The following is a 25,586-nucleotide window of genomic DNA, read 5'->3' as shown; positions in this document are numbered from 1 at the left end:
CCGTAGTGGCCAACCTTTGTCGCCGGGTCCAGGTCCTGCAGCCGGAGGGGCAGCAAGAAGGTCGCGGCTCCCCCGTTCGCGGTGTTGACGACCAGCTGTATGGCGAAGTAGAGGCCCATGAGCTGGCCCAGTTTGACCGGGGCGGGATAGACGCGCGGGCCCGGTTCGGTGGCGCCTGCGGCCATTTCCGCCCTCCTTTCGCTGCCAGCCCGGCCGACACGGAGATCGTGGTCTTCGACGTGCAATCGGCGGCGGAATCCTCCGACGTCCTGGAAAGCCTCCCCGCCCTGCGCAGGCTGGACGGCGTGATCGTGATGTCCGTACCGGTCGCCGAGGGAATTGCCGCCGCCCTCAAGAAGGGCGGCCTGCCAGCCGTCTTCGTGGACTGGGCCGCGCCCGGTTTTCCCTCGGTCACCTGCGACGACGAACTGGCCGCGGCCGCCCACTTGGCCGCCGCCAGGCTGGCGCTGCGGGTCCCCGACCAGCTTGGGATTGTGGGCTTCGACGACGGCGTGACCGCGCAAGCGCTCCAGTTGACTACCGTCCGCCAGCCTCTGCGCCAAACCGGCGAATGGGCCTTTCGCACCCTGACGGCCATGATTGAGGACCCAACCCTCGCGGCCCCCTCCCTCACCTTTCCGGTCGCCTTGGTCCGCCGCCAGTCGGCCTAGCCGGCCTCGAAAACGGGGACGGTACCTGTTTCCGGCTCGCCGGAAACAGGTACCGTCCCCGTTTTCGCCTCTTGCCGGGCAAGGTCAACCGGCAGGCGGGCGGCCGGTCGATTCGCGGGCGATCACGTAAGGGTTGCCGGGCTGGCGCATTTCCGGTTCGGGAGCGCCTTCGATCTTGGCGATCAGGACGGCCATGATTGTGCGCCCCTCCGTTTCGAAGTCCATTTCCACGGTGGTCACCGGCGGCTGCGTGAAGCGGGCTTCCGGCAGGTTGTCGAAGCCGATCACGCTGAGTTGGCTGGGCACGCCGATGTCTGACGCGCGCGCGGCGGCGATGATTCCCATCGCCATGGAGTCGTTGGACGCGCCCACGGCGGTGACGGCTCGTTCAGGATCGCTCAGGGAATCCCAGGCCGCGTAACCCGATTCGGGCGACCAGTCGCCGTGCCGAACCCAGCGGATGGCGCCGCCGCGCTCGCGGATCCGGCCCGTGAAACCTGTCAAACGCTCCTGCGAGGCCAGGTAGATCTCGGGCCCGGCCAGGTAGCCGACTTCGCGGTGCCCTAGGTCAAGCAGGTGGTCGGCAGCGTAGCGACCCGCCAGTTCGTTGAAAGCGGGCCCGTCGGCGTTTTCCGAGGCCTCGGTTTCAATCACCAACGGAATCTGGGTCGAGCGGTTCTTGATCTCCTCGATCACCACTTGCGTCTTGGCGGTCGCCAGGATCCCCGCAGTTGGTTGGGCCAGGAGAGTGTCGAGAGATCGGGCCACTGACTTGGGGTCAACGCCGTCCGCCATGACGATGTCGAGGAAGTATCCCCGTTCGCGTGCCAGTTCGTTCGCTCCCAGCAGCACCCGGGCCGGGCCGTTCTGATCGATTCTGTCGGTGAAAACCATGATGCGGTTGCTCCACCGGGAGCGGAGAAAACGAGCCGCAATGTTCGGCTGGTAGTTGACTTCCGACAGGGCGTCCGCCACTCGCTGGCGCGTCTCGGGGCTGATTCCCTCGAATCCGTGCAGGTACCGGGTTACGGTCTGGTGCGACACCCCCGCGATCCGGGCCACGTCGTAGATAGTTGGCGCGGGCATGTCCACAGTCTTACCAGACCCGCGTCCCAATTACGTTGCCTGATCGCCGATCAAGCGACGCCCGGCACCTGGGGCCGTGTTCTTGACGCGACCAAGATCACAGAAAGGTAACAGGGCTTGCGCGACGGGCGCGGGCGGTCTAGCCTGTGATGTTGTCGACAACATCCCAGGTGGTCGTCCCCCGAGAAGGAGCAAGTCAGTGGCGATGAAGCCTCAGTTCGCCGGGGTCCTGTTTGGTGCCGCGTACTACGCCGAGTACCAACCGGGCCGCGACATCAACCGTGACCTCGACCTTATGCGGGAGGCAGGTTTCACGGTCATCCGGGTCGGAGAGTCGGTCTGGTCAGCCTGGGAACCCCGCGAGGGAGTCTTCAACGTCAATTGGCTGGCCCCGGTCTTGGACGGCGCGCACGCCCGGGGCATCAGCGCGATTCTGGGTACGCCCACCTACGCCGTCCCGCCTTGGCTGCAGCGCAAACACCCGGAGATAGCGGCTCAATCCGCCAACGGCGCGCGGATCCCGTGGGGCTCGCGTCAAGAGGTGGACCACAGCGCGCCGGCCTACCGGTTCCACGCCGAACGGGTGATCCGGGCCGTGGTCTCCCGCTACGCCCCGCACCCGGCGGTGATCGGCTTCCAACTGGACAACGAGCCCGGCGTGGCACTGCTCTACAACGATCACGTCTTCCAGCGCTTCATCGGCTGGTTGAAGAACCGGTATGGAACAGTCGAGCGCCTCAACGACGAATGGGGATTGGTCTTCTGGTCTCATCAGCTCTCCGACTGGACTGAGCTCTGGCGCCCCGAGGGCAACGCGATTCCGCAGTACGACCTCGCCTGGCGGCGGTTCCAAGCCAAACTCACCACCGAGTTCATAGCCTGGCAGGCCAGGATCGTGGACCAATACCGCCGCGACGACCAGTTCGTCACCACCTGTTTGCAATACTCGCAGCCCGGAATATCCGAACAGGACCTGGGTGAGGTTCTGGATGTGGCCGCGGGGAACTTTTACTACGGGATGCAGGACCACTTCGACCAGCGCGGCCGTCTCCCGCAGCCCAGCCACTGGACCACCACCGGAACCGCCGGATTGCTGCGCCAGGCCGACCGGGCTTTCGCGACCAAGCAGAGCCGCTTCCTCATCACTGAAACCAACGCCCAGTCCATTGACGGCTCCCATTTCAACTGCCCGCCCTACCGGGGACAACTCCGACAGGCGGCATTTGCCCTGATCGCGCGAGGCGCGGCCATGGTCGAGTACTGGCACTGGCACACGCTGCGCTTCGGGGCGGAAACCTATTGGGGCGGCGTGCTGCCCCACAGCCTCAAGCCAGGCCGGGTTTACAAGGAAGTCGCCGCGCTGGGCAAACAACTCGCCACGCTCGGACCGCTAATGGATGGCTACCAGCCTGACGCGGACATCGCCTTCCTTTGGTCAACACCGAGCCGCTACGCCCTCCAGTTCATGCCGCCGCTGAAGGCCGATGGCGGCCCGGACGGCCAGGCCTATGAGCGCATCTTCGACTCCTTCTACCGGGGAGCGATTGAGGCGGGCCTCCAAGCGCGGATCATCCACGTGGGCCAGGCGGTCGGCCTCGGGGCGGCCGAACTGGCCAGGCGGTTCCCCGTGCTCGTGGCCGCCGGGACCTACTGCGTCACCGACGCCGAGTTGGACTTGATGCGCGAATACGCCGAGTTGGGCGGCCATTTGATAGTTGGACCGCGCACGGCCTACGCCGATGAAGAGGCCCGCGTCCGGCTCGCCGCGCAACCGGCTGGCCTGGCCCAGGCGGCAGGGGCCTGGTACGAGGAGTTCTCGAATCTGCAGACGCCGGTGCGGATAGACGCGTCGCCCAACGGTCCTCTGCGCCTAGGTGAACAAGCCGCGGCCCAAGACTGGATTGAGTGCCTCATTCCCAACGGCGCAGAGGTGCTGGCCGGCTACCGCCATCCCCATTTCGCGAGCTTCGCCGCCGTCACGTCCAAGGAGGCCGGGCAAGGGAGGATCACCCTGGTCGGGACCCTACCTCCGCTCGAATTGGCCCGGCAACTGGCGACTTGGGCCGTGCCGGAGTCCATCAAGCCGCCCTTCGGCCCGGTCGCCGCGCCTATAACGGCGGCCTCCGGGACGACTTCGGCCGGTCAACGGATTTGGTTCGTCTTCAACTGGGGCTGGGATGAGCGCCAGCTCTCCGCCACCGCCCCGCTGAACGAGATCACGTCGGGCGATCCATACCCAGTCGGCTCGGAATTGCGACTGGGGTCTTGGGACGCCAAGGCGCTTATAGAGCAGTAAACAAACACAGAAAGGAATCGATAATGCTGAAGACATTTGGCAAAAGGGCTTCCACCGCCCCCGTGACGAAGGGCGCGCTGCGCAGAGTCAGCGCCGGAATGGTGGCAGGCGCTGTCTGCCTGGCCGGCCTCGCGGCCTGCGGCGAGGACAAGGAGTCCCCGTCGTCGTCTGGGGACGCCAAGAAACAGACCATGACCGCGATGTTTGTCGGCAGCGCCAACGATCAGGCGGTGATGGACATCTTCAAGCAGGTCACCGAAGAGTTCAACGCCAACAACGAATTCAACGTCGAGTTCACCTATGAGACCTATGAGAACGAGGCCTACAAGACCAAATTGGCCTCTTTGATGGCCTCCGATTCGGCCACAGACGTGTTTTTCACCTGGACCGCCGGTTACCTGCAGCCGTTCGTGGAGGGCGGCAAGGTCTACGAGATCGGGCAACTGCTCGACAAGGACGCGGAGTGGAAAGACCGCTTCAACGAAGGCGCCTTTGGGCCGGTCAGCTTTGACGGCAAGATCTACGCCGTACCCCACACCCAAGCCGTCGCGGTGATGTACTACAACACTCGGCTGTTTGAGGAGAACAACGTCGCGGTGCCGACCACTTACGACGAGTTCGTGGCGGCTGTTGCCACGTTCAAGGACGCTGGGATCGCGCCGGTTTCCGTCCCGGTCAAGGACGCTTGGATCGCCGGCCAATTCCTGCAACAACTTGCCAACGATGCCGACGGCATCGGACTGTACGACGGCACCGTTGACGGTTCGCGTAAGTGGAACGACCCGTCCTATGTGGAGGCCGGCCAGATGTTGCTCGACCTGGCCAACATGGGCGCGTTCCCGGATGGGTATCTCGGCATGTCCAACGACGAAGGCCGCGATCTGTTCATCCAGGAGAAGGCGGCAATGTACTACATGGGTTCCTGGGACACGGCGATGATCGGCGATTCCGCCTCGCTGGTCTCGGCGAACGTGGGGGTCTTCAACATTCCGCCCAAGGACCCGTCGGCCGGCAATGTCGCGGTCGGCGACATGGACCAAGTGTTCGCAGTCAGCGCGAATTCGAAGAACCCCGAAGCCGCCGCCGCTTTCATCAAACTCTTCTCTGACACGGCCGCCCAGGAGGCTTACGCCTACAACGCCCAACTGCTGCCCGCGACCAGGGTTCAGTTGGACAGCTCCAAGCTGTCGCCGCTCTCGGCCGCCATCACCGAGTTGCAGTCAGGCTTCACCGGCGTCACGCCGTGGCTCGACCGAGTCTTCGGAGCCGGTGAGGGCGTCGAGTTCAACAACGCCGCCCAGGCCATCATCGCGGGCGAGGATCCAAAGACCAAGCTCGACGAACTACAGGCATTCGCTGAAGCCAACGCGGAGCGCTGAAGCCAACCACTGACCGTCCGCAGGGACGGGGGCCCTTGCCAGCCCCAAGGGCTCCCGTCCTGCCCCAACGAAAGGATCGTTCGTGAACCGGTTGCTGCGGTCGAAGCGCACCATTGCGTTGTTCGTCGGCCCGGCCTTGGTCTTGTTCGTGGTCTTTTTGCTAGTCCCGATCGTCCAGAACGTGGTGCTGAGCCTGCAGCGGACCGACCTGATGAGTCCGGCGCAGTTCATTGGGCTGGACAACTACGAGAACCTCTTCAAGGATTCCATCTTCCTCAAGAGTCTGCGCAACAACCTCTTGATGGTGGTGGGGTCGTTCTTGGCGCACATGCCGCTAGCCCTGCTGTTGGCGAACATCCTGTTCAACAGGGTCAAGGGGAGCAGATTCTTCCAGTCCGTCTTTTTCATGCCGTGTGTGGTCTGCGGCGTGGCTGTCGGCCTGACTTGGACCTTCATCTACAACTCCGAATTCGGCATGGTCAACCAGCTCCTCGACGCTTTGCGGCTGACAGGGCTGAAACACCAGTGGCTGTCGGAGGAGAACACCGTCATGGTGGCCATCATCGTGGTGGTCATGTGGCAATTCGTGGGCTACCACATGGTGATCCAACTCGCCGCGATGCGCGGCATTCCCGGCGAGTTGTTTGAGGCCGCCACTCTCGACGGCGCGTCGCGCTGGCAGCAATTCCGTTCGCTGACCCTCCCGCTGATCCGGCCAATCCTGAAGGTCGACGCGGTCCTGATCATCACCGGTTCGCTGAAGTACTTCGACTTGGTCTACGCCATGACCAAAGGGGGCCCCAACCACGCCAGCGAAGTCATGTCCACCTACATGTACTACCAGGCTTTCCGGACCATGAAGTACGGCTACGCGAGCGCCATCGGCAACATCTTGCTGGTGCTCTGCGTGGGGGCGATCGTGATCAGCAATTACGTGTTCAAGTCCAAGAAGATCGAGTACTGAAAGGTCAGCGATGCGTTTCTTAAGAACGTTGGCCAAGGCGCCGACCTATGCGCTGCTGGCGTTCTTCACGGTCCTCTTTCTCTACCCCATTTTCTGGCTGGTCTTGAACTCCTTCAAGACCGGCCAAGAATTGTTCGCGTCCCCCTGGTCGCTGCCCGCGAACCCGACCCTGGACAACTTTTCCCGCGCGCTGACCGAAGGCAAGATCGCCCGGTACTTCATCAACTCCGCGATTGTGGCGGTCGCGGTGGTGGCCCTGACCACCGTCCTCTCGGCGATGGCGGCCTACGGGATCACCCGGTTGCGCTGGCGACTGTCCAAGGCCGTCCTGGGGTTGTTCCTGCTCGGCATGACCATCCCGATGCACGCGACCATTGTCCCGCTGTTCTCCATGTTCAAGACTCTGGGGCTGATCAACACCTTCCCCGCAGTCATCATCCCCCACGTCGTCTTCGCCATGCCCATCGCCATCTTCATCTTGAGCGGGTTCTTCCAAGCCATCCCGCATGAGATGGAGGAGGCGGCCATCATGGACGGCTGCTCAGTCTTCACGGCCTTCCTCCGGGTGATCTGCCCAACGGCGATGCCCGCCCTGGTCACTGTCGCCGTCATCACTTTCATCACGGCCTGGAACGACCTGCTGTTCCCGCAGATCTTCTTGTCCGATCCGGACAAGATGACCCTGCCGGTCGGCTTGACAACCTTCCAGGGCCGCTATTCCACCGACTACGTGGGCATGATCGCCGCCGTGGTCATCACCGTCATTCCCAGCATTGTCATCTACATAGCGCTTCACCGTCGAATCGTGGAGGGCATGACCGCAGGCGCCGTCAAAGGCTGACGGGCCTCGCGCCCCACCAGGCCCGCCGTTCAACTGAATAGCAAAAGGCACTCAACCACAGGATGAAAGGATCCTCATGAAACAAGGAATTGCGGCAACTACAAGGGCGCGGCGCCGCCGCCGCTCTTGGGCGGGAGTCGGAGCCGTCGCGCTGGCTCTGTCGCTGGGCGTGGGTTTGCCCGGCCTCACGGTGTCTACGCCCGCCCAGGCGGACATCACCTTCGCCACCCAAGTGGGCGGAACGTATGACGGGATGCCCCTGTTCGACGGCGAACCGGAGCACCTCGACGCCTACCTGGACACCCTCATCGCCTACGTGGACAAGGAAGGCATAGTTCGCTGGGCAAACTCCACCCGTGGCGACTACTCCATCAAGACAGGTCCCAACACCGGCAAAGTGGTGCCGGGCTCCCAGGTCTGGGGTGAGGGGCTGTACGGCATCTCCACCTATTTCCCGGCTCCGCTGGCCGTTGGACAGACCTGGAGCAAAGACCTCGCCAGCGATATCGGCACTGTCATCGGCGACGAAAAGCTCTACCAGGAGAACTTCCTCTCCAGCATCAGCGCGGCCAACATCATGGTCAGCGCGCCCCTTCAAGATGTTCGAATCAATCCGCTGAGCGGCCGGCTGGATGAGGGCTTCGGAGAGGACGCGGAACTTGCCAGCCAGTTTGTGGATCTCATGTCCAGGGGCATTTCTGGGATTGACGAGCAGGGGAACGACAGTGGCTTTTGGACCAAGGCGATGGTGGACACCAAGCACTACACCTCGTACCTCGCCCAGTGGTTCCGGCTGAACTCGAGCAACGACGTCGGCGCGCGCACGCTGATGGAATACTATGTCCAACCGGCCCTCAAGGGCTTTGAGTCCGGCGCGATTGGCGGCATGCTCACCACCTACGGCCGTACCAACGGCGTGCCGAACGGGCTTTCGCCGCTGATCAACTATGCCCAGGACCTAACTCCTTGGGGCAGTGCGGGAAGCCTCTACACCGTCCCAGACAACGGCGCTGACCGGCGAATCAACGTTGACAACGCCTTCAGCAACGGGTTCGACCTGCGCTATACGGCGAGCGTTGAGGACGCCACCTCGCTGTTCATGGTCGCCGAACAGGGCGCGATTTGGGTAAACCAAGGCAATAACGCGCCTTTCGCCACTCTAATAGACGGCATTGACAAGGGGCTTTACGGAGTGACCTGGGCCGACGTGGAGAAGGTGGCACGAGCGAACCTCACCTCGCTGATCCGAAACGGTCTCTTTAACGAGCGCGACAGTTCGGGGTACCCGGTCGACTACCCGTTCGTTGGCGGTTCGGCGGCCAGCCAAACCCCCGTAAACTACACGGTCTCAGAGCACCAGGATGTGGCTTTGAGGGCGGCCGAAGAAAGCATCGTCCTGCTGAAGAACACGGGAAACCTCCTTCCGCTCGCCGCTGACAGCGATGTGGCTGTCGTTGGCCCGCTTTCCGACGCCCATTTCCGGGCCGCATATGCAAATGCGTCGCCGGCGATTCAGGGGTCCGGGCTCACTCCTGTTCAGGGGATTGAGGCCGCGTTCGCAAACACCGTCAGCGCCAATGACGGCAGCGTCATTTCGCTCAAGTCGGCGTCCAACGGGAAGTATCTGTCGCACGGCACCGGCACCGCGCCGGCGTTGACTGCAGACGGAGACACGCAGTCCCAGGCCACCGGATTCGAACTCTTCTCCTGGGGGCAAGGAGCATATAGCCTCCTTTCTCAAGGCAATAGCCGCTGGGTGCGCTACGCGCAGAATTCGGTCAACGTGGGCGGCACAGAGCAACTCGGAACCAGTTCAACGACCCTGCCGTACCGCGTGCGCATCCAGCACAATGCAGACGGCACCGTGTCATTCGTCCTCGGAAGTTTCAGCGAATCGTTCGGGGGCGGCTTCGAGAGGACCTACTACACCGCTGGCCGCTACCTGACCGTCGATCCCGCGACTGGCCAGGTTGGAGCCACTGCCGTGTTGAGCAACGCCGCCAACGCCGCAGCGCTCAACACCGCCGAAACGAAGTTCTACATTGAGGAGACGCGGGCGGCCGGGGCGACTGCGGTGGCGGCAGCAACGCCGCAGTCCTATGCGGTGGTAGTCATCGGAGCACCCGCTCGGAATAGCTCCAGCGAAGGCGCGGATCGTTCTTCATTGCGTGTTGGCGAGGAACAATATGATCTGGTCGAAACCGTCGCCGCAGCCTATCCCGGGCGGACGATTGTGGTTGTCTCCGCGAACTATCCAGTCGCAGTGCAGGAAATCCAGGACAATCCGAATGTGGGGGCCATCCTGTACGCGGCTGACGGCGGCCAGTACGGCAACTATGCCCTGGGGCGCATCCTGTCTGGCGCTGCCAGCCCTTCGGGCCGGCTGACTAGCACCTGGTACGCGGACGATTCGGCTCTGCCGCCGATCGACGAATACTCGATCCCGGAGGGGCAGAACGCCACGATCAGCCTGGAGACCCTCGACCCGCGCTTCACGGTCGACATGTCCAACGGCGACCCGGTCGAGACGGGACTGACCTACATGTACACGGACGCGGATGTGACCTACCCGTTCGGGTACGGCCTGGGCTACACCCAGTTCACCTATGACGAGATCTCCGTCGCGACTCGAAACGGCACCCAAGTCGCCAGCGTCAAGGTCGCGAACACTGGGACCAAGGCTGGTTCTACCGTGGTCCAGGTGTACGCGACCAACCCCGGCTCGTCCTACGGCGACGCCGCTCCCCAGCGCAAGCTGGTCGGCTTCGAGAAAGTGACCGTGCCGGCTGGCGCGACGATCATCGCGGAAGTGCCGATCAACCTTCAGGCCACACAGCTCTGGGATGTTTCCAAGAACGATTTCGTGGTGGAAACGGGCACCTACACGATTGCCGCAGGCGGATCAAGCGCCAGCTTGCCGACGTCAACCACGTTGGCCGTGCAGGGCGGGGAGATCGGCTCAATCGACGCGACGACCGCTCCGGTCAATGTGTTCGACACCAGCTTCGCCTCGTCGGACGTGACCTATCGCGAGTCCTCGAAGGCCAACACCGTGGCCGGACTGGCCGCCGATGAGTTGGTTAATGGCTACTACACCGTGATGTCGCGCAAGGCGGGAGCGTGGACAGCGCTGAACGACGTGGAGTTCAACGGGATGGCCAAGCGGGTCACTTTGACCGTCGCCTCGACCAACGGGGCCTCGTCTCTCGAATTGCGGCTGGACGCGCCTGACGGGCAGCTTCTGGGTTCGGCGGCTTTCGAGTCCACGGGCAGTGCCGCGTACCTGATCCCCGGGGGAACGACTGCTGCTGACGTCTCCGGTCGGGAGATCGGCTACACCACGGTCGACGTGGACGTGACCGATCCGATCGCGCCCGGCACGCACGACATCTACATCGTGTTCGGCCAAAGCGACGTCCGGGTGCGCGACTTGCAGTTGTTCACGGTGCCGGTCAGCCGGTCTGCTCTTGAGGCTCTGGTCGCGGTCGGCAACGCCCTGACCCCCAAGTTGGACGGCTTCACCGACCAGTCGGTGGAGGCGCTAACGGACGCGTTGGAAGCGTCTGAAGCGGCTCTGGCCTCGGCTAACGCGACTCAGGAGGAGATCGACGCCGCGTTTGCGGCCTTGGACGCCGCCCTGAACGGCTTGACGCCCAAGGAACCAGCGGTCGATTCGTCAGTGCTGCAGTACCTGTACAACACGGTGGCGGCTCTATCGAACACGGATGACGTCTACACGGCCGATTCCTGGTCCGACCTGCAAGCCGAACTCGCCGATGCCGAACAAGTGCTGGCCGACGCCTCGGCCACCCAGGCGCAAGTCGACGCCGCCGTCAAGGAACTGATCTCGGCGCTGGCGTCTTTGGCGGTGGAACCTCAACCCGACCCAGGGGACGGGCCGACGGACCAACCAACGGACCAGCCGACCGATCAGCCGACGGATCAACCAACGGATGAGCCGACGGATGAGCCGACGGATGAGCCGACGGACCAACCGACGGACCAACCGACCGACGAGCCGACGGACCAACCCACAAACCAGCCAACGAACGAACCGACGGACCAACCCACCGATGAACCAACGGATCAACCCACGGACAAGCCGACGGATCAGCCGACGGACAAGCCCACGGATCAGTTGCCCATCACCGGTTCCGAGCTGCGACCAGTTGCAGGCGCCGCTCTGGTGTTCCTCCTTGTCGGGATAGGCTGCGCGGCGTACCGCCGCCGGGCCGTCATCCTGACCAGGAAGTGAACAACGGCACGGTTCACCAAGTCGGCGGGCGTTGAGATGACGGCGGAAGAATCCGCGCGAACTTGAACACTGGTTCTCCGCTTGATCAACTCCCAAACCGATAGAAGACAACAGCAGATGAAGGTTGGGGCTGGGGACTGAGTCCCCAGCCCCAACCGAGAAACGCGAAAACGGGGACGGTCCCGGTTTCCGGCTCGCCGGAAACAGGTACCGTCCCCGATTTCGCCTTAACACTCGGGCCGCAGGCCACGCGCCCGCTTGTAGGCTTTGCCAGCCGACCACCCGGGCCGAAAGCCGAACCATGACCTCAACCATCACCCCGTTGCAAAACGAGACGCGCCTCTACCAGGTGCCGCCCGCGTTCGCGGCGCAGGCGAACATAGACGCGGCCCAACTGGCGCGGCTGTCGGCCCAGGGCGCGGCGGACCCGGTGGGGTTCTGGGAACGCGCCGCCCGGCGGCTGACCTGGGAAAAGCCCTGGCACACCGCGCACTCCTGGTCCCCGCCCAGGCCGGTCGAACAAGACGGCCAGGTGGTGGACTGGACGGTGCCGCAGGCCGAATGGTTCGCGGGCGGCAAGCTCAACGTCGCGGCCAACTGCGTGGACCGCCACGTGGCCGCTGGCCTGGGCGGCAAACCGGCGATCCACTTCGAGGGCGAACCGGGTGACCGCCGCACGCTGACCTACGCCGACCTGCTGGAGCAGGTCTCAAAGGCCGCCAACGCCCTCGAGGCGATGGGTGTGGGGCAGGGCGACCGCGTGGTGGTCTACCTGCCGGTGATCCCGGAAACAATCATCGTCACACTCGCGATAGCCCGGATCGGGGCCGTCCACTCGTTGGTCTTTGGGGGTTTCTCCGCCGATGCCGTCCGCTTCCGCCTGGCGGACACCAAAGCGAAGCTGCTGGTCACCACCGATGGCCAGTTCCGCAGGGGCGTCAAGACCCAGATCAAAGGGGCGGCCGACGCCGCCGCCGAAGGCCTGGACCACGTGGAGCACGTCCTGGTGGTCCGCCGCACCGGCCAGGAGGTCCCCTGGACGCCCGGCCGGGACCTCTGGTGGCATGAGGTGGTCGGGAACGCCAGCCCACGGCATCGGGCAACGGCTTTCGACGCCGAAACCCCGCTCTTCATCATCTACACCTCCGGCACCACCGGCCGCCCGAAGGGCCTGGTCCACACCATGGGCGGCTACCTGGTTCAGACGGCCTGGACCCATTGGGCGCATTTCGACGCGAAACCGGACGACGTCCACTGGTGCACCGCGGATTTGGCCTGGGTGACGGCCCACTCGTACGAGATCTACGGCCCGCTGGCGAACGGGCTGACCCAGGTGATCTACGAGGGCACGCCGGACACGCCGCACGCGGCCCGGCATTTCGAGATCATCGAACGCTACGGCGTCACCATCTATTACACCGCCCCCACGGTGATCCGCATGTTGGCCGCCCGCTTCCCGGACGGGCCGCCGCCGCAATACGACCTGTCCTCCCTCAGGCTGCTCGGCACCGTGGGCGAGTCGATCAACCCGGAGGCCTGGGTTTACTTCCACCAGAAGATCGGCGGCGGCCGCGCGCCGATCGTGGACACCTGGTGGCAGTCGGAGACCGGCGCCACGATCGTCTCGCCGCTGCCCGGCGCCACGCCGCTCAAACCCGGTTCCGCCACGTTCGCCTTGCCCGGTTTGGAGGTCGCCGTGGTGGACGATGCCGCCCGGCCCGTTCCCCCAGGCCAGGGCGGCTATCTGGTCATCACCCGCCCGTGGCCCGCGATGGCCCGGACCGTGTGGGGCGACCCCGGCCGTTACCTCCACTCGTACTGGCGCAAGTTCGCAGGCCGGGGCGACGAGGCCCAAGGCTACTTCCTGGCGGGCGACGGCGCCGCCATTGACGCGGACGGATACCTGTGGATCCTGGGGCGGCTCGACGAGGTCATCAACGCGGCCGGGCACCGGCTGTCCACCATCGAGATCGAATCCGCGCTGGTCACCCACCCGTTCGTCCGGGAGGCCGGGGTCACCGGCGTGGACCACCCGATCAAAGGCCAGGTCGCGGTCGCGTTCGTCATCCCGACCACGCCGCCCGGCCCGGCCGGGGACTTGGACACCTGGCATCAGGCCTCCCTGGACGCCGCCGGGGAATTGCGGGCGCACGTGCGGGACGGGATAGGGCCGGTGGCCCAACCCGCGCAGGTGCTCCTGGTGCCGGATCTGCCCCGCACCCGCTCCGGGAAGATCATGCGCCGCCTGCTCGGCGAGTTGCACGATTCAAAACCGCTGGGCGACATGACCTCCCTGCAGAACGCGGAGGCCATCGACCGCATTGAGGCCGCCCTGGCCCACCGCCGGGCGGCGCCCAAGATTCGAGAAGAGGTGGCCGTGTGAGCGACCGACAATGGGGTTTTCGCACCCGCGCCCTGCACGCGGGCGGCATCCCGGATCCGGTGGTGGGGGCCCGCGCCGTGCCCATCTACCAGTCGGCCGCGTTCGTCTTCCAAGACGCCGCCGATGCCGCCAACCTCTTCGCGCTCCAAAAGTACGGGTCGATCTACTCCCGGATCGGCAATCCGACAGTGGCGGCGCTCGAGGAGAGGCTCGCCTCGCTGGACGGGGGGCTGGGGGCGGTGGCGACGGCATCGGGCATGGCGGCCGAATTCATAACCTTCGCGGCATTGGCGGGGCAAGGCGACCACATTGTGGCGTCGGCGCAACTGTACGGGGGGACGGTGACGCAACTCGACGTGACGCTGCGGCGGTTCGGCGTGGAGGTGACGTTTGTGGACGGGGCTGAGGCGGGCGACTTCGCCGCCGCCATCCGGGCGAACACGAAGGCGCTCTTCGTGGAAATGATAGGGAACCCCTCCGGGCTGATCGCTGACGTCGAGGGGCTGGCCCAGGCGGCGCATGGCGCCGGGGTGCCCCTGATCGTGGACGCCACGCTGGCCACGCCGTACCTGTGCCGGCCTATAGAGCATGGGGCGGACATCGTGATCCACTCGGTCACCAAGTTCCTGGGCGGGCACGGCACAACGTTGGGCGGCGTGGTGGTCGAATCGGGCCGGTTCGACTGGGGGAACGGGAGGTTCCCGCAGCTGACGGAGCCGGTGCCCGCCTACGGGGGCCTGAGTTGGCTGGGGAACTTCGGCGAGTACGGGTTCTTGACGAAGCTGCGGGCGGAGCAACTGCGGGACATTGGGCCGGCGCTGCCAGCCCAATCGGCGTTCCAATTGCTGCAGGGGGTTGAGACCTTGCCGCAACGGATGGACGCCCATTTGGCGGGGGCGCGGGCGGTGGCCGAATGGCTGGAGGCCGACCCGCGCGTGGCATACGTCAATTGGGCGGGCTTGGAATCGCACCCGCATTTCGAGCGGGCGCGGCGCTACCTGCCGGCCGGGCCCGGCTCCGTGCTGGCGTTCGGGCTGAGGCCGTCCGGTGCCGCGGACGCCCGCGCCGCCGGGGAGCGGTTCATTGAGAACCTGCGCCTCGCCAGCCATCTGGCGAATGTGGGTGACGCGAAGACGCTGGTCATCCACCCGGCGTCTACCACCCACCGGCAGTTGACCGACGCCCAGTTGGAGGCGGCGGGCGCGTCTGCGGACCTGATCCGAGTCTCGGTGGGGCTGGAGGATCCGGAGGACATCCTGTGGGACATCGACCAGGCGCTGTCCAAGGCGGTCGGGCCGGCCGGGCCTGCCGGGGCGGTGATGTCGCGGTGAGCGGCGGGGCTGGCGTGCACGGGCCGGGCGTGGGCGCGGTCGGCGGCGGAGACGGCATCGGCGGCGCGGGCACGAAGGGCGGACCGGGCGCGGGCGGGGAAGGCGGACCGGGGGTAGGCGCGGTGGCCGGACCGGGGGCGGTCGGCATCGGCGGCGCGGGCGCGAAGGGCGAACCGGGGGTGGGCGCGGTGGCCGGACCGGGGGCGGTCGGCGGCGGAGACGGCATCGGCGGGGCGGAGGGGCGGAGGTCGGCCCTCTCGAGCGGGCCGTGGCAGCCGCCGGACGCCGCCGAGCGCTATGAGATTCTGGCGGCGGCGCGGACGGTAGCGCTGGTTGGGGCCTCGCCGAACCCCTCTCGGTCGAGCTTCTTCGTGGCGACCTACCTGCTGTCCTCGACCCCCTACGAGGTGTTCTTCGTCAACCCCAGGGCCAGCGAGATCCTGGGGCGGCCGGTCTACCCGGCGTTGGCAGACTTGCCGGTCAAACCGGACATCGTGGACGTGTTCCGCCGCCATGACGACCTGCCGGGGGTGGCACGGGAGGCGGTCGCGGCTGACGCGCGCGTGCTGTGGCTGCAACTGGGCTCCTGGCATGAGGAGGCGGCGGAATTGGCCACGCGGGCGGGTCTGAAGGTCGTGATGGACCGCTGTCTCAAGATTGAGCACGCCCGTTTCCACGGCGGCCTGCACCTGGCCGGCTTCGACACGGGCGTGATCTCCTCCCGCCGGGCGCTGGTCGCCGGGCCGGCACGCCCAACCGAACCCGGCCGAGGGAGCCGCTGAGCCCTGCCAACGGCAACGTCGCCGTGTGACGGGCCAGAGTTCAGCCCGGCGGCCGCTCAGGGGACAACGGCCTACTCGCCCGCAGGTCCGGGGCAGCGACTCCGCGCGAGTTCTGCGTCTCAGGCGGCCGGCGGGCTGACCAGTTGAACGAGGTTGCCGCACGTGTCGTCCAGGACCGCGGTCATGACCGGCCCCATTTGGACCGGCGGCTGGGTGAAGCGCACGCCTTGGGCGGACAGGCGCTCGAAGTCGGCTTGCACGTCACGCGACTCGAACTGCACGGCCGGGATCCCGTCTGCGGCCAGGGCCCGTTGGTACGCCTGGGCGGCCGGGTGCTGGTTCGGCTCGAGCAGCAACTCGGGGCCGTCTTCGTCGCCGGAGGCAACCACCGTGAGCCAGCGGAACTCGCCGACCGGCCGGTCCATCTTGGGCAGGAAGCCGAGCGCGCCGGTATAGAACGCCAGAGCCTTGGATTGGTCGTCGACAAACACGGACGTGACTCGGATGCGGATGCTCATGGTTGGGGTTCCTTTAGGTTGATCGGCCAACGTTCGGCGATTTCTATCAAAGGTCGGGTGTCGAGGCGAAAAACCCTGGTGCGGCCGTCCTTCCGGGATCGAACCAGGCCCGCCTCCTGAAGCACAGCGAGGTGCTGGGAGATCGCCTGCCGTGTCGAGGCTATCTGGTGGCGCGCGGCGAGGCGCCCGCACAATTCGAACAGCGTCTGGCCGTCTCGCTCGGCCAATTCGTCAAGGATGAGCCGCCGCGTCCCGTCCGCTAGCGCTTTGTAGACATCGCCCACGGGTGTCATTATATGCAAGCATCAACTTGCCTTTCAACACCTCGCAGGGACGGGGTCGGCTGGACAACGGGTTTGCCGGCGTCCGCAGACAGCGCGCCCGCCGCCCGTTCGGGGTGTTGCCCTCAGCCAGACGGCGAGAAGAGGCGTTGACGCTCGGCGGCGACAACTTGCTTCGCTAAGTCGGCTTCGGAAACATCGAAGGCCTCAGGCGCGCTGTCAGCGGTGGCCGACTCCCTCGCAAAGCTATCGAAAAGAACCTGCTTGCTGCCCAGGATTTCAACAAGAAGTCCCTTGGGGCGGCGGCGGCGCGGCGCATAGGCCTGCCCGGCGTACTCGAACCGCGAGATTTGGCGCCCGCTGTAGAACTGCGTGACGTTCACCGCGTTGTGCAGCACCCCGTGGAGTTGCAGGGCGGGCAGAAAGCAGAACACGGCGTCATCGGCCGCCGCCGCAGCCACGTAGATCGGGTCGGCCTGCGCGCCGCTGAATTGGCCGCTCTTCGACACATACAGACCCTGCCGCACGCGGTCCACAGCACCCGACCGTGTTGCCCGCGCCAGCAGGTTCACGTCCGTCACGCTACCGGGGAAGGCCGCCGCGAAGTCGGCCGCCGTGAACACCTGATGCGTGTCCAGATACTTGGTGATAGCCATCTGCCGCCCTTGAGTCGAACAAACTGCCGCCCCTGAATTGAACAAAGAGCGGCGGTGCTACCAGATCAAGTGATTGTTTTGGCTGATCCCGTTCAATCCCATTCTCTGTTGAGCGCACCAGCGCCCCTCTCCGGCCGGCGGTCCTGGGCGCCAGCCTTCGTCACTTGGCTACTGATGTTGGGCACTCGGACACCAGGCCTGAGCACGCGCTCGCCGACTTGGCGGGTGCCCTAGGCGCTTGACGCCCGTGGCCGCCGAAGCGAAGCCTCAAAGGATCATGGCTCTGGATACGTGCGGAAAGCGCCTCAACAATCACCGCGAACGCCGGCGATGCGGGGTGTTGCGGCAAGAGGGCTAGGCCACGATCCTGGCACCTTTTGATCGGTTGCAACGCCAACATAGCGTCTGCAAGTTCTCGGGAGTGCTGAGACCACCTCTGGACACAGGCATGATGTGGTCGACTTCGAGCAGCAGATGGGGCTCAGCAGCGAGGGAAACGCCGCACTGCAAACACGTGTACCGGTCGCGCTGTTTGATTTGCTCGCGCAATCTGGCTGTCATCAGCGCGCGCTGGCCAGCAGCCGATTTCGCCCAGCGAATCTTGTCCGCAAGCGTCGCGGACAGTACGTCAAGCGCAGGCGTGTCAAGTCGAATGACCGATTCCTGGCTGCTGTTGCCACCTGCCGACACGTACTGGAACTTGTACTCCGGATAGGGCACTGAAATGGGCGACAGATGGACGCCGATCTGGTGCCAGAACTCAGCAGCGTATCGCTTAAGAATGAACGCGGGCGGGTTGATCCTCGACGTGATGTCCCTCTCACGCTCCTTCAGGTTGAAGACGGCATTCTCCAATCGGGAGATGGACCCCGCCACCCGCTGAACGTCGGCCAGAGTCGGCTTGTCCGCCTTGATAGAGAAGTACTTCATGAGGTACTTGATCGGGTCCATGCTCGCGTTGCGCACGACCTGGAGGGACGCGTTATGCACGTGCGGCGCGTATTCGACGAGGTTGCGGTCGCGTCGGTTCCTCCATGCGGAGGTGTTCTCGAACGTCGCCAAGTGCGCATGACGACCCGAGGCGGACGCGCCTATTTCGAACGATCCCTCTGACCGAATCTCATCCACATACTGAGCGACGTCATTGTGTTCGATGACAAGTGATGCCACTTGTGCGCGCAACGCCTGGAACTGTTCCGACCCAAAATAGCGATCCTTGCGGACCTTCCAGATGATCGGGTCGGCGACGAGAACCAGCGCCAGCGCGATAGCGGCAGCGGCGACATTTCCAGTGATTGCACCAAAGACGGTCGGCGCGGCGATTAGCAGTGCAGCGAAAAGCGGCGTTGGCATATTGTGGCCCTTCCAGACTCATTGAGAACCCGGCGCATGCGCTGGGGCGCACTGTGACCGATTCACCGCGCCCGCATGCGGCTTCGATTGTAGCTGAGGGCGAGGCGGCGGGTCAGCGGACCCTTGGCGAGCAGGCCCGCCGTCGGCGAATGCGTCGCGATCGAAAACCCGCGCCGCTCGGGGCCGCCTCGCGGATTGCCGGACCACCAGTTCGTCGACCATGCTGGACCTGGTCTGTAAGTTGTCCGCGCCGGAACGGTAATACGCGCCGCCGTGGGGCCCGGCTGACTTCAAGTGGTAGGGCCGCTGCGCACCCAGCGGCACACTTGCCGGCACCAACTGGCCGCCAGCCGAATTGGCGAAGCGTCGTAACGATCCTGGCCGGCTTCTCGCCTGGCCAGTTCTTCGGCCAGGAGCAGGAGCTCCACAGTCTCCGCCTCGTAACCGGCCGTAACCGGGCCTGCCGGGATTCTGGCATCGAGTGGTGTCTCCATCGACTTATCGTGACGGTTTTCTTGACGATAAGCCGTGTGATCACCCCAGGGGCGGTCGGGCCAGGGTCGAGTTCCACACCCGCGCCGACGTTGCCCGGATCCCGGTGATTGCGCGCAGAGTGGCTGCCGACGACCTGCGGGCGTCCAGCCGCGAGGCGACAGCCCTCGACGTTGGGGCAGAACCGCCCTGGGTGGCCGGGACCGACTCCGCCGCCAACCTCATCGTCGAACTCGCCGACAGCGGCGGCCTTCACGCCACGCTGCTCCTCTCCCTGGCGGAGGTGGACCCAGCTACGGCGTTGCGGCGGGTGATGACCACGTCGCCAACCGACGCGGACACGCCCTCGGCCGGGCCGGCACTCCGGCCCGGATCGGCTGCACCCGCCTGGATGCGGTCTTCGCGGGCGCGGTCGTTTGGCACCGCGACGGCGCGGCGGTCGTCTGCCGCCAAGACCGAAGACCGGCCCTCGGCGAGGTCGCGTCGCCAGCCCTTGTGGACGGCATCGTGCATGGTGTCTGTGTCGCCGTCGTGGACGCGGCCGCGCGCCTGGTGCGTCTCAATGGCCACCGTGAGCCCGTGCCGCAGCCCGGCTCGGTGGTGGTGACCATTGACCGAAGGGCGGCGAAGCAGGACACGGACCGCCCTAGACTTCGAAGTCCTCCGATTTGAAGTTGGCGTAGTAGCGGCCCGAGGCAGCCGTGAACCGCAGAACGCAGTAGTCAGGCTCGCTCACCCCGCCCGGGTAGTACATGGTGTCGCCCTCTTGCCAGATCAACTCCTTCGTCGCGGCGTCCGTCAGCACCTCCATCGCGCCTTTCAGCATCACGCCCCGGAAGAAGCGCTTGTCGTAGAAGTAAACGCTGGCCTTGGGGTTCTCCCGGTACTGGGCCACCCGCATGGACGAGGTGTTGGTGGTGAACCAGAACGTCTTGATTCCCTCGCGCCGCCTGGGCGGGAGCATCGCCTTCATGTTCGGGTACCCGTCTGGGCCCACGGACGCGATAAACGCCACACCCTGCTTGTCGATCAGGTTGCCGATCGTCTGTTCCGGGTCTCTCATCATTTCTCTCCCAGCCGGCCCGGCCGGCAACTTGGCCGATGCCGCCCGTTCAGCCAACGCTCGGGGTGGGCCTCCAGCCTATCGGCCTAGACCGCACAACCCGGCGCGGCCCCGCCGGCCACCAGCAGGTGGAGAGCGGGCGGACTCCTGCGCCCGGAAACGCAAGATGCCCGGATCCCTCCAGGCTTGCCGACAGTGCTTCAATTGCCGATAGTTACTATCTGTGTAACGATAGACGATGTGAATACCACAGCGGCTGCCGAGGCGGTCCCCGCACCCCGGTTGGCGGACTGGGCGTTGGCGCGCGGCCGGCCGGCCTTGACCACCGCCGATGCCGCCCGGCTCCTGGGCATCCCGCCTAACCAGGTGCGGGTCCGGTTGCGCGCGCCGATGGCCCGCGGCGAGTGGGTTGCCCCGGCCAGGGGGCTGTGGGTGCCAGTCCCCTCCCAGCATCGCGGCCTGGGGTCGTATCCCGCGATCGAATACATCGGGGCGTGGATGGTTCATCTTGGGGCCTCTTACTATGTGGGGTGGCTCTCGGCCGCACAGATTCACGGCGCTGCCCACCACGCGCCCCAAACGTTCCAGGTGGCGTGCTCCAAACACGCCCAGGGCCGGCAGATTGGGCGGGCTAGAGTCGAGTTCTACACCCGCGCGAGCATTGCCCGGATTCCGGTGGTTGCCCGCCGTGTGGCGGCCGGGGACGTGCCGGTCTCCAGCCGGGAGGCGACCGCTTTGGACGTGGCCGCCGAGCCGCCCCGGGCGGGGGGGATCGACAACGCAGCGAACGTCATCGTCGAATTGGCGGCAGACGATGGGATCGACGCGGCGAGGCTGGTCGCCATCGCGGAGTTGTATCCGGCTGCGGCTGTGCGCCGGGTGGGCTGGATCCTCGCCAACCACACCGCCACGAAGGGCCTCGACAAGCTGAGGCCCGCCGCCGCTGGCCGCGGTCCCACCGCCTCCCTGCTCTCCCCAGGCGGCGCCCGCCAAGGACCGGTCGACAAAGACTGGAACCTGCGCATCAACACAGACCTGGAGCTAGACGCATGATCTCCGAACTGGCCGTCCGCGAATGGTCCGCGACCCACCCATGGCCGCTCCCGTCCCAGGTGGAACAAGACCTTCTGTTGTCCAGAGCGATCTGCGAGATAGCCACCCACCCCTGCCTCGGCCGCGAACTCGTGTTCCGCGGCGGCACGGCGTTGCACAAACTGCACCTGCCCGGGCCGTTGCGTTACAGCGAAGACCTCGACTACGTCCGCACCACAGCCGGCGGGATCGGCCCACTAGTCACCGCGCTAGGGGAACTCGGCAGAGAACTGGGGTTCACGACGTCAAGCGTTCTGCGGCTCCACCCGAAGGTGGTCTGGAAGACCACGACCGATGACGACCTCCCACTGAAGATCAAGATCGAGGTCAACACGCATGAACGCTCCCCAGCCCTGGCGTTGGCCCGCCTGCCCTTCCAGGTCGGGTCGTCGTGGTGGCGCGGTTCGGCGGAAGTCACCACTTTCCAACCCGCCGAACTGGTCGCCACCAAGATCAGGGCGCTCTACCAACGCTCCAAAGGCCGCGACCTGTTCGACCTTTGGCTGGCCCTAACCACGCTCAACCTCGACCCCCATATCGTCTGTGCTGACGGCTTTCGCGCCCTACCGTCCCGAAGGGCTGACCCGTCCGCGCGCCATCGCCAACCTGCGGGTCAAGCTCGCGAACCCTCAATTCCGGAACGACATCTCGCCGCTCACAGCCTCCCCACCGGGCGGCTACGATATCGACCAAGCTGCCGACCTGGTGATCGACCGGCTGCCGAACCACCTCAACACCTGAACCGTGATCCCCTGACTGGAGCGGTCCCAAGATGCGAACGGGCCTGACAAGTTGACCTCGACTTGCTCAGGTTTTCGACCAGGGTTCTTGATGCGGGCCTGACAGCGTGCTGGTTCAACAAGGCCGTTCCGCGCCGGAGCGGGCTTCTGACACACTGAAATCGTGAACGACGGCCACCTTGAGAGCCTGCTCCTGGACTTCTACGGCACTCGCGTAGCGCTGGACGGCTTCGCGCTGACGGTGACAGCAACCAACGCCATGGGGCGAAGCGCGCTTGGAGTTGCAGCTGTGCGGATACCGCTTTCAGACATCTTGAGCGTCGCGATGAAACAGGCGTCGCTGTTCACGAACGGTCAGATAGTCATTGAGAGCCGCACCAGCACAACGCTGGTGTATTTCCGGCGCGAGTCCAGGCGCGACGCGGGCGCACTCGTTGACGCACTCCACGCCTGGCGCATGCGCATCCCGTGTTCATCGCCGATTTCCCCCCTCGTGCCGCCGCCGGCGGCGGCCGCGATCCCCTCAGAGCCGGAGACCACCCCGATAGTCCAGGTGCAGTACCTCTCCGACAATGGAATGCTCCTCGGCAGCGACGGTCAACTGCCCGTTTGGGCTGCCGAACTCAGTCCCTCGAGCGACTGCCACGGGTACACCTACTCTTGGCGGCCGGCGTCTCCCCCGATGATCGGTTCTCTCGGGATCGACGACCTGGGAAGGAATGTCGCCGTCGTGGGATTCGGACGGAAAGGTTACGACGGTCCGCTTCGCCAGATCATCACACATCTTCCAGGAACGGTCTTCGACCAGGTTGCGGCATACAGTGCCGAGTCACGGGCTTCCGTACCAATGGCTGACCATGCCGCGCCAGCGCGACACATGGGAGACGCGACAACGCAAGCTATCCGCCCGATCGCCGACCAGCCGGGTGACAGATCCTGGATTGAACTTACTGACGAGTTCAAGAGCGCCATGGAAATCCTGGAGTCCGGCGGCTCGATGTTTCTTACCGGGAAGGCGGGAACAGGCAAGTCGACACTCGTTCGGCACTTCGTGGAGAACACGCGCCGCAAGGTTGTAGTCGCCGCGCCCACAGGCATCGCCGCGCTCAATGTTGACGGACTGACCGTCCATCGCTTGTTTGGCTTCACCGCGAACACCACCCTGGACACCGTCGCTTCTGGAGATTACCGGCCCAATCGTTTCGCGAAGGTCATCGCGGGCATGGACACCCTGATCATTGACGAGGCGTCAATGGTTCGCGCCGACCTCCTCGACCAAGTCGAGATCGCGATGCGCCGCTTTGGGCCGCGCAAAGGCCAACCGTTCGGCGGCGTGCAGGTGATACTTGTAGGCGATCTGTTCCAATTGCCACCTGTCGTACCCGATAGCGAGAAGTCGTGGCTCGAAAGCCGCTACGACACTCCGTACTTCTTCTCGGCGGCGTCGTTCACCAGGAAGCATTTCCGCACGGTGTCATTGTCGAAAGTGTTTAGGCAAATCGGCGACGACCAACTCACAGGATTGCTCAACGCGGTGCGCGAGGGAGTCTTGGTCGATGAGATGCGCAACGCGCTCAACACCCGAGTTCGCGCGGACTTCGCCCCGCCGGATGACGAATTCTGGCTCAGGGTCGCTCCGACGAATCGCATTGTCAACGCGCGAAACGTTCAGGCGTTGGAACGCCTCCCCGGCGCGGTCTACCATCACGAGGCCGTGACCAGCGGTGACATAAGTGGCTTTGACAAGCCCGTCGAGAATGAAGTCATTTTCAAGACCGGCGCCCAGATCATGCTCCTCAACAACGACGCGGCGGAGAGGTGGGTCAATGGCTCGATCGGGCGCATTACCAGGGTCTGGGAGGGTGGCGGCCGCGTCGATGTGATGCTCAACGACGGCAGCCTCGTGGAGGTCAGACCCCACACCTGGGAGGTCACGGAACCGCGCTATTCGGCTGGGAAAATGACTCGGGTCACTGTCGGAACCTTCACGCAACTACCGTTCAAGCTCGCATGGGCTGTCACCATTCATAAGTGCCAGGGCCTCACTCTCGACAGGCTGATCGTCGATCTGACTGGCGGAACCTTTGCTTTTGGACAAACCTATGTGGCGCTGAGCCGATGCACGTCAATGGACGGACTCGTTCTCAGCAAGCCGCTGCTGCCCTCGCACCTGAAAACTGATCGGCGAGTCGCCCGTTTCCTCGCCGACGCGACTTCGGCCAACTCCCACGCGAAGCATGTCGCCATCGCCGTGCTCACCGTGGGAGCGGACGACGCCCGGTCGAAACCGCGACCCGTTGAGATAGCACTCGCATTCGAAGACGGCACCGCCATTTCGACTCTCGTCAATCCGGAACGTGACCTGTCAGGAGCCCGTGAGCTTTACGGGATCAGCATGGACGAAATCGCACTCGCGCCGACGTTGTCCGAAGCGTGGTCGGTGCTCGCTCGCGTGGCCTCGGGGGCCATACCGGTCGGAGTCGACATTGACCGAACGACGGGCTACCTCGACTGGGAGCTCAAACGGCTCGGCATGGTGCTACCGTTGCCGCTCGGAATCGCAGTCGATCCTGAGGCTGCGACTCCATCCGAGAGAGCCGATCTCTGCGCGGGTTCCGCGCTTCGCCGGGCCAGCGCAGCACTCCGCATCTTTCAGCGAAGGGGCGGCACCGGGGGCACATCTTTCGGAACGCCGAACGGAGACCACGCGGCCACCTACCTGCTGTCACGCGACGAGTGGACCACGTCGCCCGTCGGATCAGTCCTCGGCAATGTCCTCTCCCTAAGCCAGATCATCAGCTCCGCATTGATCCGAGGCCAGGTGATCGCGGGCGAGCAAGTGCGCGCCGACGAGATGATCCGCCAGGCTTTGGCCGCGCGCGTCGAATCGGTGGCTAAGAAGTCGGCCGGGTTGTCACCGACCTTGCTTGGCCGTCTTCAGTTCCTTCGACCCGTGCTCGGCGACGAAGTGGCGGATGGCCTGGTTCACGCCGGTGGGGTCGACCCGTCCGCTGTCGTCTTCCGTGGTGCGCGCGTTTGCTTCACCGGAGACGCAACCGATGCCCGAGGGCATCACATGACGCGAAGCGAGATCGAAGCGTATGCGCGAAGCGTTGGATTGGTTCCAGTTGGTAGCGTCACCAAGACCCGGTGCGACTTTCTGGTCGTAGCCGAGCATGGGACGCAATCGGGAAAGGCTCGGAAGGCCGCCGAGTATGGCAAACCGGTGATCACTGTAGAACAGTTCCTTTCAACCGAGCCATCCGCTCCGACCCCGATCAACCGCTCCAACCCTGCCAACGCCGCCCCGGCCTGACTCCCAACATCCATAGGCGAAAGGTGCGCCAAACCCCCCAAACCAAGCGGCTGACACCAGCCAGACGGCATCGTCCGTCGCCAACCG

20 protein-coding genes and 3 pseudogenes are annotated in these 25,586 nt (G+C 65.0%); 14 read left to right on the top strand and 9 right to left on the bottom strand.

Annotated features, from left to right (window positions below):
• Positions 1-185: hypothetical protein (locus tag LBC97_15730; protein MDR2567473.1), on the bottom strand; the 185-nt coding region annotated here is incomplete at its 3' end.
• 42 nt (positions 186-227) lie between these two features.
• Here LBC97_15730 and LBC97_15725 point away from each other — a divergent pair.
• Positions 228-671, top strand: a complete 444-nt coding sequence (locus tag LBC97_15725) for a substrate-binding domain-containing protein (GenBank protein MDR2567472.1) — start codon at positions 228-230, stop codon at positions 669-671.
• 84 nt (positions 672-755) lie between these two features.
• On the opposite strand, the gene LBC97_15720 is transcribed toward LBC97_15725, so the two are convergent.
• Positions 756-1,757 (bottom strand): LacI family transcriptional regulator, encoded by a 1,002-nt coding sequence (locus LBC97_15720; GenBank protein MDR2567471.1) that lies wholly within the window; start codon positions 1,755-1,757, stop codon positions 756-758.
• Positions 1,758-1,962: 205 nt separating this feature from the next.
• Between LBC97_15720 and LBC97_15715 the strand changes: the two genes are divergently transcribed.
• From LBC97_15715 to LBC97_15675, 9 genes and pseudogenes are all read left to right on the top strand, one after another.
• A complete protein-coding gene (locus tag LBC97_15715) occupies positions 1,963-4,053 on the top strand; it encodes a beta-galactosidase (protein MDR2567470.1) in 2,091 nt (696 codons plus the stop codon).
• A gap of 23 nt (positions 4,054-4,076) precedes the next feature.
• Positions 4,077-5,432, top strand: coding sequence for an extracellular solute-binding protein (locus tag LBC97_15710; GenBank protein ID MDR2567469.1), 1,356 nt, complete (start codon positions 4,077-4,079; stop codon positions 5,430-5,432).
• 82 nt (positions 5,433-5,514) lie between these two features.
• The gene (locus LBC97_15705; GenBank protein ID MDR2567468.1) at positions 5,515-6,396 is read left to right on the top strand and encodes a sugar ABC transporter permease; all 882 of its coding nucleotides are present in this window, start codon (positions 5,515-5,517) and stop codon (positions 6,394-6,396) included.
• A 10-nt stretch (positions 6,397-6,406) separates the two neighbouring features.
• A complete protein-coding gene (locus LBC97_15700; protein ID MDR2567467.1) occupies positions 6,407-7,237 on the top strand; it encodes a carbohydrate ABC transporter permease in 831 nt (276 codons plus the stop codon).
• 253 nt (positions 7,238-7,490) lie between these two features.
• Positions 7,491-11,102 (top strand): annotated as a pseudogene (locus LBC97_15695) (glycoside hydrolase family 3 C-terminal domain-containing protein).
• A 42-nt stretch (positions 11,103-11,144) separates the two neighbouring features.
• A pseudogene (locus LBC97_15690) lies at positions 11,145-11,492 on the top strand (PT domain-containing protein).
• A 301-nt stretch (positions 11,493-11,793) separates the two neighbouring features.
• The gene (gene acs / locus LBC97_15685; GenBank protein MDR2567466.1) at positions 11,794-13,875 is read left to right on the top strand and encodes an acetate--CoA ligase; all 2,082 of its coding nucleotides are present in this window, start codon (positions 11,794-11,796) and stop codon (positions 13,873-13,875) included.
• The gene (locus LBC97_15680) at positions 13,872-15,206 is read left to right on the top strand and encodes an O-acetylhomoserine aminocarboxypropyltransferase/cysteine synthase (GenBank protein MDR2567465.1); all 1,335 of its coding nucleotides are present in this window, start codon (positions 13,872-13,874) and stop codon (positions 15,204-15,206) included. Before acs ends, LBC97_15680 begins: the two co-directional genes overlap by 4 nt.
• Before the next feature lie 188 nt (positions 15,207-15,394).
• A complete protein-coding gene (locus LBC97_15675; protein MDR2567464.1) occupies positions 15,395-15,988 on the top strand; it encodes a CoA-binding protein in 594 nt (197 codons plus the stop codon).
• Positions 15,989-16,107: 119 nt separating this feature from the next.
• On the opposite strand, the gene LBC97_15670 is transcribed toward LBC97_15675, so the two are convergent.
• From LBC97_15670 to LBC97_15650, 5 genes are all read right to left on the bottom strand, one after another.
• The gene (locus LBC97_15670; protein ID MDR2567463.1) at positions 16,108-16,506 is read right to left on the bottom strand and encodes a VOC family protein; all 399 of its coding nucleotides are present in this window, start codon (positions 16,504-16,506) and stop codon (positions 16,108-16,110) included.
• A complete protein-coding gene (locus LBC97_15665) occupies positions 16,503-16,790 on the bottom strand; it encodes a metalloregulator ArsR/SmtB family transcription factor (protein MDR2567462.1) in 288 nt (95 codons plus the stop codon). Before LBC97_15665 ends, LBC97_15670 begins: the two co-directional genes overlap by 4 nt.
• 122 nt (positions 16,791-16,912) lie before the next feature.
• Positions 16,913-17,443 (bottom strand): hypothetical protein, encoded by a 531-nt coding sequence (locus LBC97_15660; GenBank protein ID MDR2567461.1) that lies wholly within the window; start codon positions 17,441-17,443, stop codon positions 16,913-16,915.
• 354 nt (positions 17,444-17,797) lie between these two features.
• Positions 17,798-18,796 (bottom strand): HNH endonuclease, encoded by a 999-nt coding sequence (locus tag LBC97_15655; protein ID MDR2567460.1) that lies wholly within the window; start codon positions 18,794-18,796, stop codon positions 17,798-17,800.
• 290 nt (positions 18,797-19,086) lie between these two features.
• The gene (locus tag LBC97_15650) at positions 19,087-19,290 is read right to left on the bottom strand and encodes a hypothetical protein (protein ID MDR2567459.1); all 204 of its coding nucleotides are present in this window, start codon (positions 19,288-19,290) and stop codon (positions 19,087-19,089) included.
• Between LBC97_15650 and LBC97_15645 the strand changes: the two are divergent.
• A pseudogene (locus LBC97_15645) lies at positions 19,281-19,541 on the top strand (type IV toxin-antitoxin system AbiEi family antitoxin). The gene LBC97_15650 and the pseudogene LBC97_15645 sit on opposite strands and share 10 nt — an antisense overlap.
• On the opposite strand, the gene LBC97_15640 reads toward LBC97_15645, so the two are convergent.
• Both LBC97_15640 and LBC97_15635 read right to left on the bottom strand, forming a co-directional pair.
• Positions 19,541-19,858 (bottom strand): hypothetical protein, encoded by a 318-nt coding sequence (locus LBC97_15640; GenBank protein MDR2567458.1) that lies wholly within the window; start codon positions 19,856-19,858, stop codon positions 19,541-19,543. The pseudogene LBC97_15645 and the gene LBC97_15640 sit on opposite strands and share 1 nt — an antisense overlap.
• Before the next feature lie 76 nt (positions 19,859-19,934).
• Positions 19,935-20,354, bottom strand: coding sequence for a pyridoxamine 5'-phosphate oxidase family protein (locus LBC97_15635; protein ID MDR2567457.1), 420 nt, complete (start codon positions 20,352-20,354; stop codon positions 19,935-19,937).
• A gap of 237 nt (positions 20,355-20,591) precedes the next feature.
• Here LBC97_15635 and LBC97_15630 point away from each other — a divergent pair, with 237 nt between their 5' ends.
• From LBC97_15630 to LBC97_15620, 3 genes are all read left to right on the top strand, one after another.
• Entirely contained in the window at positions 20,592-21,404 is an 813-nt protein-coding gene (locus LBC97_15630) for a type IV toxin-antitoxin system AbiEi family antitoxin (protein MDR2567456.1), read from the top strand.
• Positions 21,401-22,231: a nucleotidyl transferase AbiEii/AbiGii toxin family protein gene (locus LBC97_15625; GenBank protein ID MDR2567455.1), complete on the top strand. Its 831-nt coding sequence runs from the start codon at positions 21,401-21,403 to the stop codon at positions 22,229-22,231. The genes LBC97_15630 and LBC97_15625 overlap by 4 nt, the downstream gene beginning before the upstream one ends.
• Before the next feature lie 115 nt (positions 22,232-22,346).
• On the top strand, positions 22,347-25,499 hold the full coding sequence (locus LBC97_15620; GenBank protein ID MDR2567454.1) for an AAA family ATPase: 3,153 nt from the start codon (positions 22,347-22,349) through the stop codon (positions 25,497-25,499).
• Positions 25,500-25,586 lie beyond the last annotated feature (87 nt).

This window comes from Bifidobacteriaceae bacterium (assembly GCA_031281585.1).
Taxonomy (GTDB): domain Bacteria; phylum Actinomycetota; class Actinomycetes; order Actinomycetales; family WQXJ01; genus JAIRTF01.
This window is presented reverse-complemented; position numbering and strand designations above follow the sequence as displayed.

What these genes read in the sequence shown, in the direction of transcription:
- LBC97_15720 (MDR2567471.1), bottom strand. Translation starts at nt 1,757, where the DNA reads ATGCCCGCGCCAACTATCTACGACGTGGCCCGGATCGCGGGGGTGTCG.
- LBC97_15715 (MDR2567470.1), top strand. Translation starts at nt 1,963, where the DNA reads ATGAAGCCTCAGTTCGCCGGGGTCCTGTTTGGTGCCGCGTACTACGCC.
- LBC97_15710 (MDR2567469.1), top strand. Translation starts at nt 4,077, where the DNA reads ATGCTGAAGACATTTGGCAAAAGGGCTTCCACCGCCCCCGTGACGAAG.
- LBC97_15700 (MDR2567467.1), top strand. Translation starts at nt 6,407, where the DNA reads ATGCGTTTCTTAAGAACGTTGGCCAAGGCGCCGACCTATGCGCTGCTG.
- acs (MDR2567466.1), top strand. Translation starts at nt 11,794, where the DNA reads ATGACCTCAACCATCACCCCGTTGCAAAACGAGACGCGCCTCTACCAG.
- LBC97_15670 (MDR2567463.1), bottom strand. Translation starts at nt 16,506, where the DNA reads ATGAGCATCCGCATCCGAGTCACGTCCGTGTTTGTCGACGACCAATCC.
- LBC97_15660 (MDR2567461.1), bottom strand. Translation starts at nt 17,443, where the DNA reads ATGGCTATCACCAAGTATCTGGACACGCATCAGGTGTTCACGGCGGCC.
- LBC97_15655 (MDR2567460.1), bottom strand. Translation starts at nt 18,796, where the DNA reads ATGCCAACGCCGCTTTTCGCTGCACTGCTAATCGCCGCGCCGACCGTC.
- LBC97_15650 (MDR2567459.1), bottom strand. Translation starts at nt 19,290, where the DNA reads ATGGAGACACCACTCGATGCCAGAATCCCGGCAGGCCCGGTTACGGCC.
- LBC97_15635 (MDR2567457.1), bottom strand. Translation starts at nt 20,354, where the DNA reads ATGATGAGAGACCCGGAACAGACGATCGGCAACCTGATCGACAAGCAG.
- LBC97_15625 (MDR2567455.1), top strand. Translation starts at nt 21,401, where the DNA reads ATGATCTCCGAACTGGCCGTCCGCGAATGGTCCGCGACCCACCCATGG.